The sequence below is a fragment of the Streptomyces sp. NPDC054770 genome, assembly GCF_053611985.1.
The window spans coordinates 1-18,420 of the sequence record NZ_JBSHBL010000082.1; the positions used below are offsets into that span (position 1 = coordinate 1).

16 protein-coding genes are annotated in these 18,420 nt (G+C 73.1%); 9 read left to right on the plus strand and 7 right to left on the minus strand.

All coding sequences use genetic code 11. The features are described 5' to 3' along the window. Positions 1-94 precede the first annotated feature (94 nt). On the minus strand, positions 95-667 hold the full coding sequence (locus ACWGKQ_RS42715) for a septum formation initiator family protein (RefSeq protein WP_453297441.1): 573 nt from the start codon (positions 665-667) through the stop codon (positions 95-97). A gap of 33 nt (positions 668-700) precedes the next feature. After that, a complete protein-coding gene (gene rsmH, locus ACWGKQ_RS42720) occupies positions 701-1,657 on the minus strand; it encodes a 16S rRNA (cytosine(1402)-N(4))-methyltransferase RsmH (RefSeq protein ID WP_453297442.1) in 957 nt (318 codons plus the stop codon). A 351-nt stretch (positions 1,658-2,008) separates the two neighbouring features. Between rsmH and ACWGKQ_RS42725 the strand changes: the two genes are divergently transcribed. The 4 genes from ACWGKQ_RS42725 to ACWGKQ_RS42740 all read left to right on the plus strand — a co-directional run bounded on the left by ACWGKQ_RS42725 (position 2,009) and on the right by ACWGKQ_RS42740 (position 7,708). Next, the gene (locus ACWGKQ_RS42725) at positions 2,009-2,557 is read left to right on the plus strand and encodes a beta-class carbonic anhydrase (RefSeq protein WP_453297443.1); all 549 of its coding nucleotides are present in this window, start codon (positions 2,009-2,011) and stop codon (positions 2,555-2,557) included. Between the two features lie 380 nt (positions 2,558-2,937). Then, entirely contained in the window at positions 2,938-3,978 is a 1,041-nt protein-coding gene (locus tag ACWGKQ_RS42730; RefSeq protein ID WP_453297444.1) for an AAA family ATPase, read from the plus strand. Beyond that, positions 3,978-5,327: a DUF58 domain-containing protein gene (locus ACWGKQ_RS42735; RefSeq protein WP_453297445.1), complete on the plus strand. Its 1,350-nt coding sequence runs from the start codon at positions 3,978-3,980 to the stop codon at positions 5,325-5,327. The genes ACWGKQ_RS42730 and ACWGKQ_RS42735 overlap by 1 nt, the downstream gene beginning before the upstream one ends. Next, the gene (locus ACWGKQ_RS42740) at positions 5,324-7,708 is read left to right on the plus strand and encodes a transglutaminase TgpA family protein (protein WP_453297446.1); all 2,385 of its coding nucleotides are present in this window, start codon (positions 5,324-5,326) and stop codon (positions 7,706-7,708) included. Before ACWGKQ_RS42735 ends, ACWGKQ_RS42740 begins: the two co-directional genes overlap by 4 nt. 282 nt (positions 7,709-7,990) lie before the next feature. Here ACWGKQ_RS42740 and ACWGKQ_RS42745 read toward each other — a convergent pair whose 3' ends face one another. From ACWGKQ_RS42745 to ACWGKQ_RS42755, 3 genes are all read right to left on the minus strand, one after another. Then, a complete protein-coding gene (locus ACWGKQ_RS42745; protein ID WP_453297447.1) occupies positions 7,991-8,380 on the minus strand; it encodes a DUF3040 domain-containing protein in 390 nt (129 codons plus the stop codon). 277 nt (positions 8,381-8,657) lie between these two features. Beyond that, a complete protein-coding gene (locus tag ACWGKQ_RS42750) occupies positions 8,658-9,428 on the minus strand; it encodes a methyltransferase (RefSeq protein ID WP_453297448.1) in 771 nt (256 codons plus the stop codon). A 147-nt stretch (positions 9,429-9,575) separates the two neighbouring features. Beyond that, a complete protein-coding gene (locus ACWGKQ_RS42755; protein WP_453297449.1) occupies positions 9,576-10,139 on the minus strand; it encodes an SAV_6107 family HEPN domain-containing protein in 564 nt (187 codons plus the stop codon). A 174-nt stretch (positions 10,140-10,313) separates the two neighbouring features. Between ACWGKQ_RS42755 and ACWGKQ_RS42760 the strand changes: the two genes are divergently transcribed. From ACWGKQ_RS42760 to ACWGKQ_RS42780, 5 genes are all read left to right on the plus strand, one after another. Beyond that, positions 10,314-11,111 carry an ATP-binding cassette domain-containing protein gene (locus tag ACWGKQ_RS42760; protein ID WP_453297450.1) on the plus strand — a complete coding sequence of 266 codons (798 nt, stop codon included), beginning with the start codon at positions 10,314-10,316 and terminating at the stop codon, positions 11,109-11,111. After that, positions 11,083-13,167 carry a YhgE/Pip family protein gene (locus ACWGKQ_RS42765; RefSeq protein ID WP_453297451.1) on the plus strand — a complete coding sequence of 695 codons (2,085 nt, stop codon included), beginning with the start codon at positions 11,083-11,085 and terminating at the stop codon, positions 13,165-13,167. The genes ACWGKQ_RS42760 and ACWGKQ_RS42765 overlap by 29 nt, the downstream gene beginning before the upstream one ends. Positions 13,168-13,229: 62 nt before the next feature. Then, entirely contained in the window at positions 13,230-13,856 is a 627-nt protein-coding gene (locus tag ACWGKQ_RS42770) for a TetR/AcrR family transcriptional regulator (RefSeq protein ID WP_453297452.1), read from the plus strand. 362 nt (positions 13,857-14,218) lie between these two features. Continuing rightward, the gene (locus ACWGKQ_RS42775; protein WP_453297453.1) at positions 14,219-14,833 is read left to right on the plus strand and encodes a DUF4126 domain-containing protein; all 615 of its coding nucleotides are present in this window, start codon (positions 14,219-14,221) and stop codon (positions 14,831-14,833) included. A gap of 47 nt (positions 14,834-14,880) precedes the next feature. Continuing rightward, positions 14,881-16,353 carry a phytoene desaturase family protein gene (locus ACWGKQ_RS42780; RefSeq protein ID WP_453297454.1) on the plus strand — a complete coding sequence of 491 codons (1,473 nt, stop codon included), beginning with the start codon at positions 14,881-14,883 and terminating at the stop codon, positions 16,351-16,353. A gap of 21 nt (positions 16,354-16,374) precedes the next feature. Here the strand turns inward: ACWGKQ_RS42780 and ACWGKQ_RS42785 are convergent, their stop codons facing one another. Together ACWGKQ_RS42785 and metF are read right to left on the minus strand one after the other, a co-directional pair. Further along, positions 16,375-17,379, minus strand: a complete 1,005-nt coding sequence (locus tag ACWGKQ_RS42785; RefSeq protein ID WP_453297455.1) for an SCO2102 family sporulation regulator — start codon at positions 17,377-17,379, stop codon at positions 16,375-16,377. 56 nt (positions 17,380-17,435) lie between these two features. Further along, entirely contained in the window at positions 17,436-18,359 is a 924-nt protein-coding gene (gene metF, locus ACWGKQ_RS42790; RefSeq protein WP_453297456.1) for a methylenetetrahydrofolate reductase [NAD(P)H], read from the minus strand. Positions 18,360-18,420: the final 61 nt, after the last annotated feature.

The following is an 18,420-nucleotide window of genomic DNA, read 5'->3' on the forward strand; positions in this document are numbered from 1 at the left end:
GTGCCCCTGGGGTCCCGGGGCCGGGGCGGCCGGGCGGGGCCGGGCACGCGGCGGCGCGGTGGTTGCCTGTCTCCAGAAGTGTCTGGCACTTCCGTCACCTGCCGGGGGTCGGGGTCGGGGTCGTCACGGGCGTGGCTGCCGGCGCCGGGGTCGTCACCGCGGCGGTGGCCGGCGTGGGTGTCGGTGACCCCGCCGGCGGGGTCACCGGCGCGGACCCGGTCGGCGTCGGTACGGCGGCGGACGGCGTACCGGACGGCGTACCGATGGCCTCGGGGGCGGGAGGCACGGTGGTCTGCCGGAGGGCGGCGGGGCCGGGGACGCCCTTGACGGTGCCGTCCGGGCCGAGGAAGACCGGGTCGCCGCCGGGGACCATGCCGAGCTCGCGGGCGCGGCGCTGGAGGGCGTCGGGGGCGGAGTAGGCGTCGATGTCCCGTTGCAGGCCCTGTTCCTCGTCGGTGAGGTTCTTGGTCTGCTTCTGCAGGTCGTCGAGTCGGAACGAGCCCTCGCTGAGCGCCGAGTTCAGCACCAGCAGGCCGATCAGGCCGCCGCCGAGGAGCAGGACGACGAGCAGGACGAACGGGGTGCGGGCGGCCTGGTTGGCGCGGCCGGCCGGAAAGAGCCGGGCGAGCCGGGCCGCCCTCCCCCGCAGTTCGGGTTTCCTACTCACGTGTCCTCCGGTGGGTCCGGAAACCCCGCTCGCTCACTCGGCTTCCTCCCTGATGCGCTGGGCTCCCCGAAGACGCGCCGGTGCGGCCCGGCGGTTCTCGGCGACCTCTTCCTCGGTGGGAAGTTCGGCACCGCGCGTGAGCAGCTTGAGCCGGGGCTGGTACTGCTCGGGCACGACCGGCAGCCCGGGCGGCGCGGTGGTGGCGGCACCGGCCGCGAACACCTGCTTGACGAGGCGGTCTTCGAGCGAGTGGTACGACAGTACGGCGATCCGGCCGCCGACCGCGAGGGCCTTCACGGCGGCCGGGATCGCCCTTTCAAGCACGGCGAGTTCGCCGTTGACCTCGATGCGCAGCGCCTGGAAGGTGCGCTTGGCCGGGTTGCCGCCGGTGCGCTTGGCGGCCTGCGGCAGCGAGTCCCGGATCAGCTCGACGAGCCGGGCGCTGTTGCTGAACGGCTCCTTCGCGCGCTCCCGGACGATCGCCGAGACGATCCGCTTGGCCTGCTTCTCCTCGCCGTACGCGAACAGGATGCGGACGAGGTCGCCGGCCGGGTAGGTGTTGAGGACCTCGGCGGCGCTGATGCCGGTCGTCTGGTCCATGCGCATGTCCAGGGGCGCGTCCTGGGCGTAGGCGAAGCCGCGGCCGGCCTCGTCGAGTTGCATGGAGGAGACGCCGAGGTCGAAGAGCACGCCCTGCACGCGCGCGATGCCGAGGCGTTCGAGTACGCCGGGGAGTTCGTCGTAGACGGCGTGCACCAGGGTGGCGCGGTCACCGAAGGGGGCGAGCCGCTCGCCGGACAGCCGCAGGGCCTCCTTGTCGCGGTCCAGGGCGACCAGGCGGGCCTCGGGGAAGCGGGTCAGCAGCGCCTCGCTGTGGCCGCCGAGGCCGAGGGTGCAGTCGACGACCACGCTGCCGGGCCGCTCCAGGGCGGGTGCCAGCAGGTCCAGGCACCGCTGGAGCATCACCGGGACGTGTCGACTCTGGCTCAAGGGGGCCTCTCAGTTCCGGCACGGGGGACGCACCGCCGGGTCCCCGCCCGCTCGGTACGCACGCCGCGCACGTGGGGAGACGGCCCGGACCGTGCCGGGGTCTCCAGGGGATTTCACCAGCGGGGAGAGCCTCGCCTCCCGCTTCGCGTCACTTTAGTCCACCGTGTCGCACGGTCAATCAACCGGCCTGCGCGGCGCGTACGGCGTCCGGCCGGGACGGGATTCACCGGGAATCACCCGTGCGGCCCAGGTTTGCCCTCCCTGTGGGTTAGCTCACAACAAGCCACGATGACGTTCTTTGTCCCCTCTCACAGCAGGCCGTGACCACCCGTGACCAGTACCGTCGTGACTATGACGACTTCCGCAGCAGCTCCCACTGGATCCGAAGGCGCCATAACCACGGACGGCACCGTGACGGACCGCCTGGTCGACGCCAACCGGACGTACGCGTCCGCCTTCACCGACCCCGGCATGGACGCCCGGCCCGTGCTGCACGTGGCCGTGGTGGCCTGTATGGACGCCCGCCTCGACCTGCACAAGGCGCTCGGTCTGCAGCTCGGCGACTGCCACACCATCCGCAACGCCGGCGGTGTGGTCACCGACGACGTGATCCGCTCGCTCACCATCAGCCAGCGCAAGCTCGGCACCCGCAGCATCGTGCTGATCCACCACACCGGCTGCGGTCTGGAGGCCCTCACCGAGGACTTCCGCACCGAGCTGGAGATGGAGGTCGGCCAGCGCCCGGCCTGGGCGGTGGAGTCCTTCCGGGACGTCGACCAGGACGTACGGCAGTCCATGCAGCGGGTGCGCACCTCGCCGTTCCTGGTGCACACCGACGACGTACGCGGCTTCGTCTTCGACGTCCGCACCGGCCTGCTCCGCGAGGTCGACCCCGCCTGACCGGCCCCGCCCGGCCGCCCGCGCCGACGGCCCCACCCGGCCGACCGCCGGCAGCCGGGCCCACTGCTCCTCCCCACCGCCCCGCCCCTCACGACCGGAGCGGCTCCGCCGCCTCGCCCCGGTCCGTCGAGCAGGCCGCGCGCCCCGGAACGTACCCGCCGTAAGCTGTCTGCCCGCTGTCGAATAGACGGTCGAAAGGCCGTAAGACCGACATAGTGCGGGCAGTTGTCCACAGGCGAGTGACACGAAACGGTAACGGCAGCAAGAATGCGGTGTGGGACGTCGCGCGGAACCATTCACGCGCGGTGTCCGTGATTGGGGTGGGCCGGTTATGCGAGACGACGCGCCGGCCCGGGCAATAACGGGCCGAGGAGGGCCGGGTGACGACCTATGACGATCGAGCGAGCCTCACTGATCTGACCGCCACTGTGGAGCGCGTCCGCAGTTCGGTGGAGGGTGTGATCGAGGGCAAGCCCGAGGTCGTACGGCTTTCGCTGACCGTGCTGCTCGCCGAGGGACATCTTCTGATCGAGGACGTCCCGGGCGTGGGCAAGACGATGCTGGCGAAGGCGTTGGCACGGTCCATCGACTGCACGGTGCGGCGTATCCAGTTCACGCCCGACCTGCTGCCGTCGGACATCACCGGTGTGTCCATCTGGGACCAGCAGCGCCGGGACTTCGAGTTCAAACCGGGCGCCATCTTCGCCCAGATCGTGATCGGCGACGAGATCAACCGCGCCTCCCCCAAGACCCAGTCCGCGCTGCTGGAGTCGATGGAGGAGCGGCAGGTCACCATCGACGGGCAGACCTATGAACTGCCCAGCCCGTTCATGGTGGTGGCCACCCAGAACCCGGTGGAGATGGAGGGCACCTACCCGCTGCCCGAGGCCCAGCGCGACCGCTTCATGGCCCGCGTCTCGGTCGGCTACCCCAGCGTGGAGGCCGAGTTGCAGATGCTCGACATCCACGGCGGGGCGAACCCCCTGGACGACCTCCAGCCGGTGGCGCACGCGCACGACATCGTGAAGCTGGTCGAGGCCGTGCGCGGGGTCCATGTCGCCGAGCCGGTCCGGCGGTACGCGGTGGACCTGGTCGCCGCCACCCGCACCCACCCGGACCTCAGACTCGGCGCCTCGCCGCGTGCCACGCTGCATCTGCTGCGCGCGGCGAAGGCGTCCGCCGCCCTGAGCGGCCGGGAGTACGCGCTGCCGGACGACGTGCAGGCGCTCGCCGTCGCGGTCCTGGCGCACCGGCTGCTGCCCACCGCCCAGGCCCAGCTCAACCGGCGCACCGCGGAGCAGGTCGTCCAGGAGATCCTGCAGTCCACCCCGGTGCCCGCGGCCACCCAGCAGCAGGCCGGCTTCGGTGGTCTGGGCCGGGGCGTGCCGGCGTATCCCCAGCAGCCCCCGCGGAGTCTGTGATGAGCGCCCCGGCGGAGGCGGACCGCGAGGAGACCGGCGGGATCCGCACCGCTCTGGGCGGGCTGACCACCCGCGGCCGCTCCTTCCTCGCGGCCGGCATCGCGGCCGTGGTCTGCGCGTACATACTCGGCCAGGCCGACCTGCTCCGGGTCGGGCTGCTGCTGGCCGTGCTGCCGCTGATCTGCGCCACCGTGCTCTACCGCACCCGCTACCGGGTGGCCGGCAGCCGCCGGCTCTCCCCCGCGCGGGTGCCGGCCGGCAGCGAGGCCCGGGTCCATCTGCGGATGGACAACGTCTCGCGGCTGCCCACCGGCCTGCTGATGCTCCAGGACCGGGTACCCTACGTCCTCGGCCCGCGCCCCCGCTTCGTCCTGGACCGGGTGGAGCCGGGCGGCCGCCGCGAGGTGTCCTACCGGGTCCGCTCGGACCTGCGCGGCCGCTATCCGCTGGGCCCGCTCCAGCTGCGCCTGACCGACCCGTTCGGCATGTGCGAACTGACCCGCTCCTTCTCGACGTTCGACACCCTGACCGTCATCCCGAAGGTCGAGCCGCTGCCGCCGATCCGGCTCAGCGGCGAGGCGAAAGGATACGGCGACGGGCGGCAGCGCTCGCTGGCCCTGGCCGGCGAGGACGACGTGATCCCGCGCGGCTACCGCTACGGCGACGACCTGCGCCGCGTGCACTGGCGCTCCACCGCCCGCTACGGCGAGCTGATGGTGCGCCGCGAGGAGCAGCCGCAGCGGGCCCGCTGCACGGTCCTCCTCGACACCCGGGGCGGCGCCTACGAAGGAGCGGGTCCGGACTCGGCGTTCGAATGGGCGGTGTCCGGTGCCGCCTCGGTCCTGGTCCACATGCTCGAACGCGGCTTCTCGGTCCGGCTGTTGACGGACACCGGCAGCTCGGTGCCCGGCGAGGGCGCCGACGGTTTCGCGGGCACCGGCCAGGAGTCGGCGGAGGCGGCCGGGCTGATGATGGACACCCTGGCGGTGATCGACCACTCGGACGGCACAGGCCTGTCCCGGGCCTACGACGTGCTGCGCGGCGGGAACGAGGGGCTGCTGGTGGCCTTCCTGGGCGACCTCGACGAGGAACAGGCGACGGTGGTCGCGAAGATGCGCCAGCGCAGCGGCGGCGCCGTCGCCTTCGTGCTGGACCCGGACACCTGGATCAGGGAGCCGAGCGACGTGCCCGCTCCCGGCGACGCGCACGAGGAGCGGCTGCGGATGCTGCGCGAGGCCGGCTGGACGGCCGTCAGCGTGCCACGCGGCGCCGGGGTGGCCGAGCTGTGGCGGCAGGCCGACCGGGAGCGCGCCGGGCTGGCCGCGCTGGGCGGGGAGGCGCGGCGATGAGCGGACGAGCCCGGCTCGCCCTCACCGCGGCGGCGGCGACGCTGATGGCGTCCTGCGCCCTGCTGCCGCTGGTCTCCCCGGTGACCTGGCTGTTCCAGGCGGCGTTCCTGGTGGCCGTCCAGACGGGCGTGGGCGCGGCCGCCCGGCGGGTGCCGCTGGCCCGGCCGCTGACCGTGGCCGCGCAGGCCCTGGCCACGCTGCTGATGCTGACCGTGGTCTTCGCCCGGGGCCACGCGATCGCCGGGGTGATCCCCGGCCCGGACACCTTCCGGTACTTCGGCGACCTGCTCCAGCAGGGTTCGGACGACGTCAGCCGGTATGCGATACCCGCGCCGCTGACGCCCGGCATCCGGCTGATGGTCATCGGCGGGGTGCTGGCCGTCGGACTGGTGGTGGACACCCTCGCGGTGACCTTCCGCAGCGCGGCCCCGGCCGGACTGCCGCTGCTGGCGCTGTACTCGGTGGCGGCGGGCCTGTCCGACGGGCCGAGCGACTGGCTGTGGTTCCTGGTGGCGGCGGCCGGCTACCTGATGCTGCTGCTCGCCGAGGGCCGGGACCGGCTCTCGCAGTGGGGCCGGGTGTTCGGCGGGGCCGCGCGGGCCCCGGGCGGCCCGGAGAGCGGTGTGGTGGCCCCGGTGCGCACCGGGCGCCGGATCGGCTTCGCCGTGCTGGGCGTCGCCCTGTTCGTGCCGTTCGCGATGCCCTCGATCCAGGGCGGCCTGCTGGACGGCGCCGGGACCGGTGTCGGCGTGGGCGACGGGAACGGCGGCACGATCTCCGCGGTCAACCCGCTGGTGTCGCTGCGGGACAGCCTCAACGTGGACGAGGACCGCCAGGTGCTGTCCGTGCGGACCAGCAGCGACGACGTCTCCGACCTGTACCTGCGGATCGTCTCCCTGGACGACTTCGACGGCACCACCTGGAAGCCGGCCCAGCGGCACATCACCGGGGTGCCGAAGACGCTCCCGACCCCGGCCGGTCTGAGCGGCGACGTCCGGCGGACGACGGTGAAGTCGACGATCTCCGCCGCCGGCTGGTACGCCCAGGACTGGCTGCCGATGCCGTACCCGCCGAGCGGGGTGAAGGTGGCCGGCACCTGGCGCTACGAGCCCGTCGGGATGACCCTGGTCGGCGACCACGGGCAGAGCACCCGCGGTGAGACCTACCAGGTCACCAGCCTGGACGTGCAGCCGACGGCCGAGCAGCTGGCCGCGGCGCCGGAGGCGTCGGCGGCGATGAAGAAGGAGTACACCAAGGTGCCGTCCTCGCTGCCGTCGGTGGTGGCGCAGACGGCGAAGGAGGTCACCGCGGGCTCGACGAACCACTACGAGGAGGCGGTCAAGCTCCAGGACTACTTCGCGGTGAGCGGCGGCTTCCAGTACGACACCCAGGTACAGGTCGGCCGGGGCGAGGGCGCGATCGCCAACTTCTTGAAGCAGAAGCGCGGTTTCTGCGTGCACTTCTCCTTCGCGATGGCCGCGATGGCCCGGACGCTGGGCATCCCGGCCCGGGTGGCGGTGGGCTTCGCGCCGGGCACCCCGCAGGCCGACGGCACGGTGTCGGTGGGCCTGAAGGACGCGCACGCCTGGCCGGAGCTGTACTTCGAGGGCGTGGGCTGGACCCGCTTCGAGCCGACCCCGACCCGGGGCACGACGCCCTCGTACACGGTGTCGGACACGCCCGGCTCCTCCGTGCCGGACGAGACCCTGCCCTCCAAGGGCGCCTCGACGGCGCCGTCCGCCTCGGCCTCGCAGAGCGAGAGCTGCTCGCCGCAGCTGCGCAGGCAGGACGCCTGCGCCAGCTCGTCCGCGGTGGCCGCGGTGCAGAGCGGTGACGGCGGGCCGCCGTGGTGGCAGCTGGCCCTGTGGGCGCTCGGCGGTCTCGCCGTGCTCGCGGTGCCGCTGTCGCCGATGCTGTACCGGCAGCGGGTGCGGGCCGGCCGGCTCGGGGGCCACGACCGCACCCCCGCGGGCGTGGCGGCGCACACGCTGGGTATCTGGCTGGAACTGACCGACACCGCCTGGGACTTCGGCATCCCGCCGGACGAGTCGCAGACCCCGCGCAACGCGGCCGCCCGGATCGTCCGGCTCGGCCGTCTGGATCCGGCCGCCGAGGCCTCGGTGCACCGGGTGGCGGACGCGATCGAGCAGGTGCTGTACGCGCCACGGCCGCGGCCGACGGCGGGCCTCGCGGACGACGTCCGCAGGGTGACGGCCGCGTTCAACGGCACGGTCGGGGTGCCCGCACGGCTGCGGGCGCTGTTCGCTCCGCGGTCGGCCGTGCGCCTGGTGTGGGCGGCGTCGGCGGGGCGGGCCCGGCTGCGGGAGCGGGTGGCGGCGGCCAGGCCGACCCTGCGAAAGCCGTCGGGGCAGGAGGGCTGACGGGGCCGGGCGGGGGTGGGGCCGCTTACCGGCGCTTGCAGGGTGCCGCCGCGCCCACCCGTGCCGCCCTGCGGCACGCCTGCCCGCAGCTGGGTCAGTTGACGAGGCGCCGTGGCTGAAGCGCCCCGTAGGGGCGCGGGAACTGCGCGAGCAAGCCCCACCGGCCCGCAGCGGCTCACGGCCCGCAGCAGGGTCTCCGCTCCCGCCGGGCACGGCTGAGGGGTGACCGCCCGATGGCGGTCACCCCTCAGTCACGCTGTGTTCGGCCTCCCGGCGAAGCCGTTACTGGCCCTGTTCGTCGCGGCGCCGCTGCCAACGCTCCTCGATACGGTCCATCATTGAGCGCTTCGGCCGGACCTGGCGGCGGGCCTGCGGCCCTGACGCGGGCTGCTCACCGGGCTTGGGCGCCTTGCGCCAGCCGGTGACGGCGAGAACCGCGCAGCCCAGCATGACCAGGAAGCCCACCACGCTGACCCAGATCTGCTGTGCGACCACTCCGGCCATGAGGAGCGCGATACCCACGAGGAAGCCGGCCACCGCCTGGTAGACCCGTCGCCGGGTGAACGTCCGCAGCCCGTTTCCCTCAAGCGCTGTCGCGAACTTGGGGTCTTCGGCGTACAGCGCTCGCTCCATCTGCTCAAGCATTCGCTGCTCGTGCTCCGAGAGCGGCACGGCGTCCTCCTCATCGTGCAGTCGCCGGGGCGACCCGGGGGGTCCCTTCAGGATAGGCAGGGAATCGCCCCCGTGAAACCCGCCCCTCTAGGCCAATTGGCCAACCGGAATCCGACATGGCAGTCCCGGCTCGCTGAGGCTTCCATTCCCCAGCAGCCGACCCGTCATGCCGGGCGATCTCCTTCGATCATACGGCGCAAACCCCTCGATCGGGGGGCCTGTGGCGTACTCCATCCGCTGCCGAGCCCCTGATCAGCGGGCTCGTCCCAGGAGGATCTCAGACCCCGGTGGCACCCGGTGTCTCGCCGAGCACATGCAGCTGGGTGGCGAGGGACTGGAAGGCGGGGAGCTCGGCCGCGGCGGCCTCCAGCGTGAGCAGCGCGTCCAGGGCGCCGGGCTCGGTGTCCACCAGGACGCCGGGGACCAGGTCGGCGAAGACCCGCACGCCGTGCACGGCGGCGACGGCCAGGCCCGCGCCCTCGACCAGTCCGGTGAGCTGGTCGGCGGTGAAGCGGCGGGGCATCGGGTCACCGCTGCCCCAGCGGCCGTCGGGGTCCTCCAGGGCCTGCTTGGCCTCCTTGAAGTGACCGGCGAGGGCGCGGGCGACCACCGCACCGCCGAGCCCGGCGGCGAGCAGGCTGAGGACGCCCTCGGAGCGCAGCGCGGCCACCGTGTTGCGCACGCCCTCGGCCGGGTCGTCGACGTACTCCAGGACGCCGTGGCACAGCACCACGTCGTGGCTGCCGCGCTCGACCACGTCGAACAGGCCGAGGACGTCGCCCTGGACGCCCTTGACCCGGTCGGCCACGCCGGCCTCGGCGACCCGGCGTTCCAGCGCGAACAGCGCGTTCGGGCTGGGGTCGACGACGGTGACGCGGTGGCCGAGGCGGGCCAGGGGGACGGCGAAGTTGCCGCTGCCGCCGCCGGTGTCCAGGACGTCCAGCGCGTCCCGGCCGGTGGCCTTGACCCGGCGGTCGAGGGCGTCCTGGAGTACCTCCCAGACCACGGCGGTACGGAGAGAGGCGCGGGGTCGAGTGGGGTCCGGCACGGCAGTTGACTCCTCGGCGCGGCACCGCCTGTTGCCCGGCGGCGCGAACTCGGTGCCTCCCCGGCCCGAGCTGCGGGAGGAAGGAAGGCTTCAGGCGCTCTCCACCCTATTGCCTCCGCACCCGATTGCGGCCGCCGCCTTGCCTGGTCATCCCGCGTCGGGCAGCTCCCTCCCCGGGTCGCCGGCCGGCCGCTCCCCGTCCTGCCGGCGCGGCTGCGGCAGCACCGGCTGGAGGACGAGCATCCGCTCGACGATTCGGACGAACACCGCCACGTCGCGTATCAGGTCGTCGGCGTCCCGGCGGTTCGCGGCGCCCTGGATGCCGGCCTCGGCACGGGCCCGGCGGCGGGCGCCGGAGGCGAACAGGGCGCTCCACTCGGTGAGCTCGGGCGCGACCTCGGGGAGCACCTCCCAGGCGCTGCGGATCCTGGCCCGGCGCCGGGGCGAGGTCTCGGGGCGGGCGCGGGCGGCGAGCACGGCGGCCGCGGTGCGCAGGGCGGCCAGGTGGGCGGCCGCATAGCGCTCGTTGGGGGTGTCGAGCAGTTCGGCCTCGTCGAGGGCGGCACGGGCCTGGGTGAGCAGGTCGAGGGCGGCGGGCGGGGCCGTGGCCCGGCGGAGCACGGGGTGCACATCGCTCGCCGGGCCGGTCAGTGAGGGGGCAGGGCCGGTGGCGCGGCGCCGGTGGGCGGCGGACGCGGACGAGTTGGCCATGACGAACCTCCTGTCGTCTGAGTGACGGCGCCCTCACACGGGGTGCCGTATGTGCCCATCGTGAGGTATGGCACTGACAATCCGTTCTGACCTGGGGTTTTGCTTCGATCGAAAGTTCGGGCTAACTTTTGCACTGACCAGTCAGTTCAAAAACAAGGCCACAGGGGGGAACCTGTGCACGGCGTACCTGTCACGGCCGAGCGCCTCGGGCTCGAGGGCCCGCGCGGCTGGGCGTTCCGGGGGATCACCCTGGACGCCGGGCCCGGCGCGCTGATCGCGGTGGAAGGGCCGTCCGGCTCCGGCCGCACCTGTCTGCTGCTCGCGCTCACCGGACGGATGAAGGCCACCGAGGGCACCGCGACCGTCGGCGGGGCCCGGCTGCCGGGGCAGCTCTCGGCCGTACGGCGGATCAGCGCGGTCGCCAACGTGGCCGGGGTCACCGACCTCGAACCCGCCCTGACCGTCGGCGAGCACCTGCGCGAACGAGCCCTGCTGCAACGCCGGTTCGGTGACTCCCTGCGCGCGCTGCTGCGGCCTCGGGCGGAACGGACGGCGCGGGCGAAGCAGCGGGTCGACGACGCCCTGGCCGCCGCCGGGCTCGACCTGGAGTCGCTGCCGAAGGGCGCCCGGACCGCCGTACGGGATCTGGAGCGGATCGAGGCGCTGCGGCTGTCCGTGGCGCTGGCGCTGGTCGGGAAGCCGCGGCTGCTGGCCGTGGACGACGCGGACCTGAAGCTGTCGGAGTCCGAACGGGCCGAGGTGCGGGCGCTGTTGGCGTCGATCGCCGAGGCCGGGACGACGGTGGTGGCGGTGTGCGGACAGGCGATGGCGGGGGCCGTCGTCGTACACACCGGAGCCACGGAAGCCACGGAGGCTACGGAAGCCACCGAAGCCACTGACGCCACTGAGGCCGCTGAGGCCGCTGAGAAGGAGGAGGCCGGCGATGCGTTCACCGCGACTGGCCGCGCTTGAGCTCAGGCGCTTCGGGCGGGGCAGGCTGCCGCGTGCGGCCCTGGTGGCCCTGCTGGTGCTGCCGCTGCTGTACGGCGCGCTGTACCTGTGGTCGTTCTGGGATCCGTACGGCCGCCTCGACCGCGTCCCCGTGGCGCTCGTGAACGACGACAAGGGGGCGTCCGCGAGCGGCGGCCGGATCACCGCGGGCGACGACATCGTGGCCGGGCTGAAGGACAGCAGGACCTTCGCCTGGCACGAGGTGAGCGCCGCCGAGGCGCACCGGGGCGTCGAGAACGGCACGTACTACCTGTCGCTGACCATGCCCGCCGACTTCAGCGCGCGCATCGCCTCCAGCGCGGGCGACTCCCCGGAGACCGGCGCCCTCCAGGTGCGGACGAACGACGCGAACAACTACATCGTCGGGCAGATCTCCCGCACGGTCTTCAACGAGGTGCGCTCGGCCGCGTCCGCCAAGGCGTCCCGGTCCTTCCTGGACCGGATCTTCATCTCGTTCGCCGACATCCACGGGCAGACCGTGAAGGCCGCCGAGGGCGCCGACACGCTCGCCGGTGGCATCGGGAAGGCCGAGAAGGGATCGAAGGACCTCGCGGCCGGACTGAAGGACGCCAAGACCGGCAGCGGCAAGCTCGTCACGGGGATCAGGAAGCTGGACACGGGCGCGGGGACGCTGGCGGACGGCTCGCAGCAGGTCGCGGACGGCACCCAGGCCCTCGCGGACCAGGTCGACGGGGTCTACGGCAAGGTCGGCCCGTACCTGGCGGCGAACGAGAAGACCATCGGCGACACCGCCCGGCTGGTCGCCGACTCGGCACAGACCGTCCGGGACAACCTGGGCGTCCTGGTGAAGACCGCTCCGGCGGCCGCGAAGACCGCCCACACGGCGGCCGACACCCTGGACGAGGTCTACGCGGCGCGCTGCTCGGCGGAGTTGCTGACCGACCCGGTCTGCCCCGACCTGAAGAAGGCCAGGGACGCGGCCGACGACGTGGCCGCCGTCGCCGACGACCTGAACACGCTGATCGCCGACCAGAACGGCGACCTGAAGACGCTCGACCAGAACCTCGGCACGCTCCAGACCCAGGCACAGGCCCTCGCCGACCGCGCCCCGCACCTCTCCGAGGACGTCGCCGACGCCGTCAAGAAGATCGACAGACTCAACGACGGCGCGGCCCGGGTCGCCGCGGGCGCCGCGAAGCTGCACACCGGACTCGGCACGGCCATCACCGGCGCCACCGGCCTCGACAGCGGCCTCGGCAGGCTGAAGACCGGCGCCTACGACCTCAGCGGCGGGATGTACAAGCTCGCCGACGGCTCCGACACCCTCGCCGGCGGCCTGCACGACGGCGCGGCGAAGATCCCCGACTACGACAAGCAGGACCGCGACCGGCGCACCGGGGTCATGTCCGACCCGGTCCAGCTCGCCTCGCAGGACCTGCACAAGGCGCCCAACTACGGCACCGGGTTCGCCCCGTACTTCATCCCGCTGTCCCTGTGGGTCGGCGCGATGGTTGCCTACATGCTGATCCAGCCGCTCAACCGGCGTGCGCTGGCGGCCGGTTCGGCGGCCTGGCGGATCGCGCTGGCGGGCTGGCTGCCGGTGGTCGCGGTCGGGGTGCTGCAGACGGCCGCCCTGATGGCCGTACTGCACTGGGCGATCGGGCTCCAGATGGCCCGCGCGGCCGGGACCGTCGGCTTCCTGTTCCTGGTGACGGCGTGCTTCGCGGCGATCGTGCAGTGGCTGAACGCACGCTTCGGGGCGGCCGGACGGATCCTGGTCCTCGCCCTGCTGATGCTCCAGCTGACGTCGGCGGGCGGCACGTATCCCGTGCAGACCAGTCCGGGCTTCTTCAACGCGATCCACCCGTTCCTGCCGATGAGCTATGTCGTGGCGGCGCTGCGGCGGCTGATCACGGGCGGCGGCCTGGGGCCGGTGTGGCAGGCCTGTGCCGTCCTGGTGGCGTTCACGGCGGGTGCCCTGGCGCTCACCGCGGTGTCGGCCCGGCGCCGCCAGGTGTGGACGCTGGACCGCCTGCATCCCGAGCTGAGTCTGTGAGGACCTCCATGACCTCCTCTTCCGTGCCCGCGGGGGCCGCCGTTCCTGTGAGAATCAGGAGCATGGAAAGCAGCAGCACCACGGGCGGCAGCACACGCCGTGAGGCCACCCGGCAGAAGCTCTACGAAGCCGCCGTCACGCTCATCGCCGAGCAGGGCTTCTCGGCCACCACGGTGGACGAGATCGCCGAGCGGGCCGGCGTCGCGAAGGGCACCGTCTACTACAACTTCGCGAGCAAGTCGGTCCTCTTCGAGGAGCTGCTGCGGCACGGCGTGGGCCTGCTCACCGCGTCCCTGCGGGACGCCGCCGAGCGGACCGCGCGGGAGGGCGGCAGCCGGGTCGACGCCCTGGACGCGATGGTCCGCGCGGGCCTCGTCTTCATCGACCGCTACCCGGCCTTCACCCAGCTGTACGTGGCGGAGCTGTGGCGCACCAACCGGGCCTGGCAGTCGACGCTGATGGTGGTCAGGCAGCAGGCCGTCGCGGTCGTCGAGGGCGTGCTGCGCGAGGGCGTGGAAGGCGGCGAGTTCAGCGACGAGATCGATGTCCAGCTGACGGCGGCCGCACTGGTCGGGATGGTGCTGGTGGCCGCGCTGGACTGGAAGTCCTTCCAGCCGGAGCGCTCCCTGGACGACGTCCACGCGGCCCTGTCCCGGCTCCTGCAGGGGCGGGTGAGCGGGAAGGGCTGAACCGGGTGGGCGAAAGCGCCGACCCCCGGCGGCCGCGTCCCCCGCGGGCCGCCGTCGGACCGGCGCCTTCCGTACTCCCCCGTGTTCCCCCGGTTTCCCGCTGTTCCCCCGGGTCCCCTCTCCCCCGTGTCTCGCTTCCGCCGACGCGAATCGGCGGAAGGAGCGGTCGAGGGCGCCGGTACCGTTCCGCCGCCCCGTGTCGGCGGTGCCGGCCCCGCGCCCCTTTCCGTGTCTCCACTCTCTCGTTCACGCAGGTCGCGGCCCATCCGCGCGCGTACTCAACTCGCTCCCTAGGTACACGTACTCAGGTCTGCGCACCCAGGCCCAGGACGCGCGGCCGCCGACTGGTTACGATCGCGTCCGTGTCGGTACTCCCCTTGGTCTTCACCAGCGGCTGGGCCAGCGGCATCAACGCCTACGCGGTGGTGCTGCTGCTCGGCCTGTTCGGCGCGACGGGCCTGAGCGACGACATCCCCGAGACGCTCCAGCGCCCCGAGGTGCTGATCGTCGCGGGCGTGCTGTTCCTGTGCGAGGCGGTCGCCGACAAGATCCCGTACGTCGACTCGGTGTGGGACTCCGTGCACACGGTGGTCCGGCCGGTGGCGGGCGCCTGGGTCGGGGCGCTGCTCGCCGGGCACAGCGGCTCGCTCTCGGACGTGGCGGCCGGGCTGGTCGGCGGTTCCACGGCGCTGGCCAGCCACACCGTGAAGGCCGGCACCCGGATGGCGATCAACACCTCGCCGGAGCCGTTCAGCAACATCGTGGTCAGCCTGGCGGAGGATCTCGGGGTCGCCGGGATCGTGACGTTCGCGATGTTCCATCCGCTGCCGGCGGCGATCATCGCGGGGGTGCTGCTGGCCACCGGCCTGATCGTGCTGGTGTTCCTGATCTCCCGGATCCGGCGGTTCTGGCGCCGCCGCGCCCAGCGCCGGGAGGAACGGCGGCTCGCGGCGCAGGTGGGACGGCCGCCCGGCTGACGGCCCGCAGGACCGGACTGTCGGTGGCGGTCGATAAAGTCGCGGGCATGGGACGGATTGCGGTGATCGGCGCCGGGATGGGCGCCATGGCGGCGGCCGCCCGGCTGGCCGTCGCGGGCCACCGGGTGACGGTGTACGAGCGTACGGAGACGTACGGCGGCGGGGTGCGCCGGTTCGAGCGGGACGGGTTCGCCTTCGACACCGGCCCGGGGCTGCTGCCGCTGCCCGCCGTGTACCGCGATCTGTTCGTCAAGACCGGCAAGGAGCCGCTGGAGGACTGCGTCGAGCTGGTCCAGGTGGACCCGTCGGCCCGGCACGTCTTCGCCGACGGCACCCAGGTGTCCCTGCCGAACGCGTCCCGCGCGGGCGTCGTCACCGCCCTGGACGAGGCGCTCGGGGCCGGCGCCGGGCAGCGCTGGGGCGACTTCCTGGTGCGGGCCCGGGAGGCCTGGGACCGCACCCGGCGCCCGCTCCTGGAAGAGCCGCTGTGGCCCGACTGGCAGGTGCTGGCCGAGCGCGAGCCGTACCCGTCGGTGCCGTACAAGAAGCTGCTGCGCACCCGCCGGGCGGCCACACTCGCCGAGATCGGCGCCTGGGAGCTGCGCGACGAGCGGCTCGCCGCCCTTCTGGAGAGCCATGCGCTCGGGTACGGCCTCGACCCGCGCACCGCTCCGGCGAGCGCGGCCGTGCTGCCGTACCTGGAGCACGCCTTCGGTACCTGGTATGTGCGCGGTGGCATGCGGGAGTTGGCGCGCGCGGTGTACGAGCGGTGTGTGCGGCGGCGGGTCGAGTTCGCCTTCGGCGCCGAGGTCGCCGGGATCCTGGAGAAGGACGGCCGGGCGGCGGGGGTGGAGCTTGCCGACGGAAGCGTGGCCGAGGCCGACTTCGTGGTGGCGGGGGTGGCGCCGGAGGCGCTGAGCCGTCCCGCGCCACGGGCCGGCGGCGGGCCCGCGCCCCGGCGGGGGCCGACGAGCCGGCTGACGGTGCTGCTGGCGCTGCGGGGCGGGCGGCCGGCGGGGACCGCGCACCGGACCGTGGTGCACGCGGCGGACCGTGCCGCCGAGTTGGAGGGGCTGTTCGGCTCCGCCCCGGCCGCGCCGGGGACCGTCACGGTGCTGCGGCCCGACGACCCGGCGCTGGTCCCGGACGCCGGTCACGAGGCGGTGGCGCTGGTCTCGACGGTGCCGGCCGGGAGCGCCGGCGCCGACTGGGCCGAGGGCATGGTCTCCGTGGCCGGACGGGCCGTCCCCGGGCTGCGGGACCGGATGCTCTGGCAGGAGGTGCGCACCCCGGCCGACATCGCCGCGGAGACCGGCTCGGCCGGCGGGGCGGTGCCGCCCCCGGCGCTCGCGGCCGCCGCCGGAGAGCTGCTGTACCCGGCCAACACCACAGGTCTGCCGGGCCTGTTCACCGCCGGAGGCTGGTCGCACCCCGGCGGCGGGCTGCCGCATGCGGGCATGTCGGGGGCGCTGGTGGCGGGGCTGATCGTGGAGGGGCCGGAGTTCCGCGGCTCGCAGTGAGCCGGGCGCTCGGGGGCCGCTTCAGAAACGGTACTGCTGCTCGTCGTACCCGTTGCCCTGCTGGCCCTGCTGCTGGCCCTGCCCGTCGCCCTGGCCCTGGTAGGGGTACTGCTGCTCCTGCGGGAGTTCGCCGCCGTAGGTCTCGTCGGCGCGCTGCTGCGGGACCCAGACACCGCCCGCCGGGGTCTCGCCGTAGTTGCCGGTGCCGTACTGGCCCTGGGCGTACCCCTGCTGGTCGTACTGCTGGGTGCCGTACGACGACTGGTCGTACCCGGCGCCGCCGTAGGTCTGGTTGCCGATGTACGGGTCGGAGTAGTTGGCGTACTGCTGCTGGGCGCCCGTGTCGTAGCCGTACTGCTGCTGGCCGTAGCCCGAGTAGTCGTAGGCGTAGTTCTGGTCGGTGCCCTGGGCGGCGTAGGCCTGGTCCTGGCCGGCGGTCGCGTAGGCGGCCTGCTGCTCGCCCGTGGCGGCGTAGCCGGTGTCGCGGTAGACGCCGTAGGAGCCGGTGTCCTCGGGCATCGGCTGCGGCTCGTACACCGTGGTGGACTCGGCCGCGCCGGGCTCCATGGTGCGGGCCGCCGGGGTGAAGACGTCGTCACGCTCGTAGTCGTCACCGCCGTAGGACGGCATGCTGCCCGTGGCGTAGGCGCCCTGCTGCTGTTCGGCGTAGGCGGCGTCCGCCGCTTCCGGGTCGGTGGCCTCCAGGCCGGTGTCCTCGTCCGGCTCGCCGCGGCGGCGCTTGGTCAGGCCGCCGCCGTCACCGTCCGTACCGGGGCGCTTGACCGCCCAGCCGGCCTCGAAGCCGCGGCGGAAGGACAGCGTGACGTAGGTCTGGCCGACCGCGAAGGCGATCGCGCCCACGCCGATGACGATCACGGACGGGATCAGGACGCCGAAGACGACCCCGAGGAAGCCGACGAAGGCGAGCAGCCGCCAGCGCAGCCTCGCCTTGTACTGCAGCAGTACCTCGCCGAGCAACCACAACGCGACGATGCCGAATGCTACGTAGAGGACCGTCCAGCCCATGTACGCCCCTCCTCCTGTGACCGCTACGCAGTGTGTCGTACTCCGGTGCGGCCGGTCTAGGCCCGCGGGGGATGGTGCAGGCCCAGGTTCTCGTAGATTTCCAGCGTGGCCGTGGAGCTGTTGAGCGTGATGAAGTGCAGTCCTGGCACTCCCTCGGCCAGCAGCCGGGCGCAGAACTCCGTGGCGTATTCGATACCGATGGAGCGTACCGCCGCCGGATCGTCTTTGGCTGTGAGGATCCGCTCTTTCAGGGCCTCCGGGAAGGCGGCGTTGCTGAGTTTGGGCAGCCGTTCCAGCATCTTCACACTGGTGACAGGCAGAATTTCCGGGATGACCGGGGTCTCGCAGCCGGCCGCGGAGACCGAGTCGCGAAGGCGAAGGTAGGACTCGGGCTGGAAGAACATCTGCGTGATGGCGTAGTCGGCGCCCGCACGGCACTTGTCCACGAAGTGCCGGACGTCGGTGTCCCAGTCGCCGGAGCGCGGGTGCATCTCCGGGAAGGCGGCGACGCCCACGCAGAAGTCACCCGACTCCTTGATGAGCCGGACGAGTTCGGCCGCGTAGGTCAGGCCTTCCGGGTGCGCCACCCAGTCGCCCATCGGGTCGCCGGGCGGGTCGCCGCGCACCGCGAGCATGTTGCGGATCCCGGCGTCCGCGTACTGGCCGATGATGTTGCGCAGTTCGGCCAGCGAGTGGTCGACCGCGGTGAGGTGGGCGACCGGGGTGAGCGTGGTGTCGGCGACGATCTGCTGGGTCTCCTTGACCGTGCCGGCGCGGGTGGAACCGCCGGCGCCGTAGGTCACGGAGACGAAGTCGGGGGCGACCGCCTCGACCCGCCGGAGCGCGGTCCACAGGTTTCGCTCGCCCTTGGGGGTCTTCGGCGCCGAGAACTCGAACGAGTACGTGGTCTTGCCGTTGGCGAGCATGTCACGCACGGTGCGTGCGCGGTCAGTCCTGGTGGATGCGGTTCCTAGGGCCATACCCGCAGGTTAGCCAGGGGCGGACGGCCACCCAACCGAACTCGGGATATTTGCCCGAATT

Excerpts from the sequence above, each read along its gene's own strand:
- metF (WP_453297456.1), bottom strand. The coding sequence starts at position 18,359 with ATGGCCCTAGGAACCGCATCCACCAGGACTGACCGCGCACGCACCGTG.
- ACWGKQ_RS42755 (WP_453297449.1), bottom strand. The coding sequence starts at position 10,139 with ATGGCCAACTCGTCCGCGTCCGCCGCCCACCGGCGCCGCGCCACCGGC.
- ACWGKQ_RS42780 (WP_453297454.1), top strand. The coding sequence starts at position 14,881 with ATGGGACGGATTGCGGTGATCGGCGCCGGGATGGGCGCCATGGCGGCG.
- ACWGKQ_RS42740 (WP_453297446.1), top strand. The coding sequence starts at position 5,324 with ATGAGCGGACGAGCCCGGCTCGCCCTCACCGCGGCGGCGGCGACGCTG.
- ACWGKQ_RS42770 (WP_453297452.1), top strand. The coding sequence starts at position 13,230 with ATGGAAAGCAGCAGCACCACGGGCGGCAGCACACGCCGTGAGGCCACC.
- ACWGKQ_RS42765 (WP_453297451.1), top strand. The coding sequence starts at position 11,083 with ATGCGTTCACCGCGACTGGCCGCGCTTGAGCTCAGGCGCTTCGGGCGG.
- ACWGKQ_RS42735 (WP_453297445.1), top strand. The coding sequence starts at position 3,978 with ATGAGCGCCCCGGCGGAGGCGGACCGCGAGGAGACCGGCGGGATCCGC.
- ACWGKQ_RS42785 (WP_453297455.1), bottom strand. The coding sequence starts at position 17,379 with ATGGGCTGGACGGTCCTCTACGTAGCATTCGGCATCGTCGCGTTGTGG.
- ACWGKQ_RS42725 (WP_453297443.1), top strand. The coding sequence starts at position 2,009 with ATGACGACTTCCGCAGCAGCTCCCACTGGATCCGAAGGCGCCATAACC.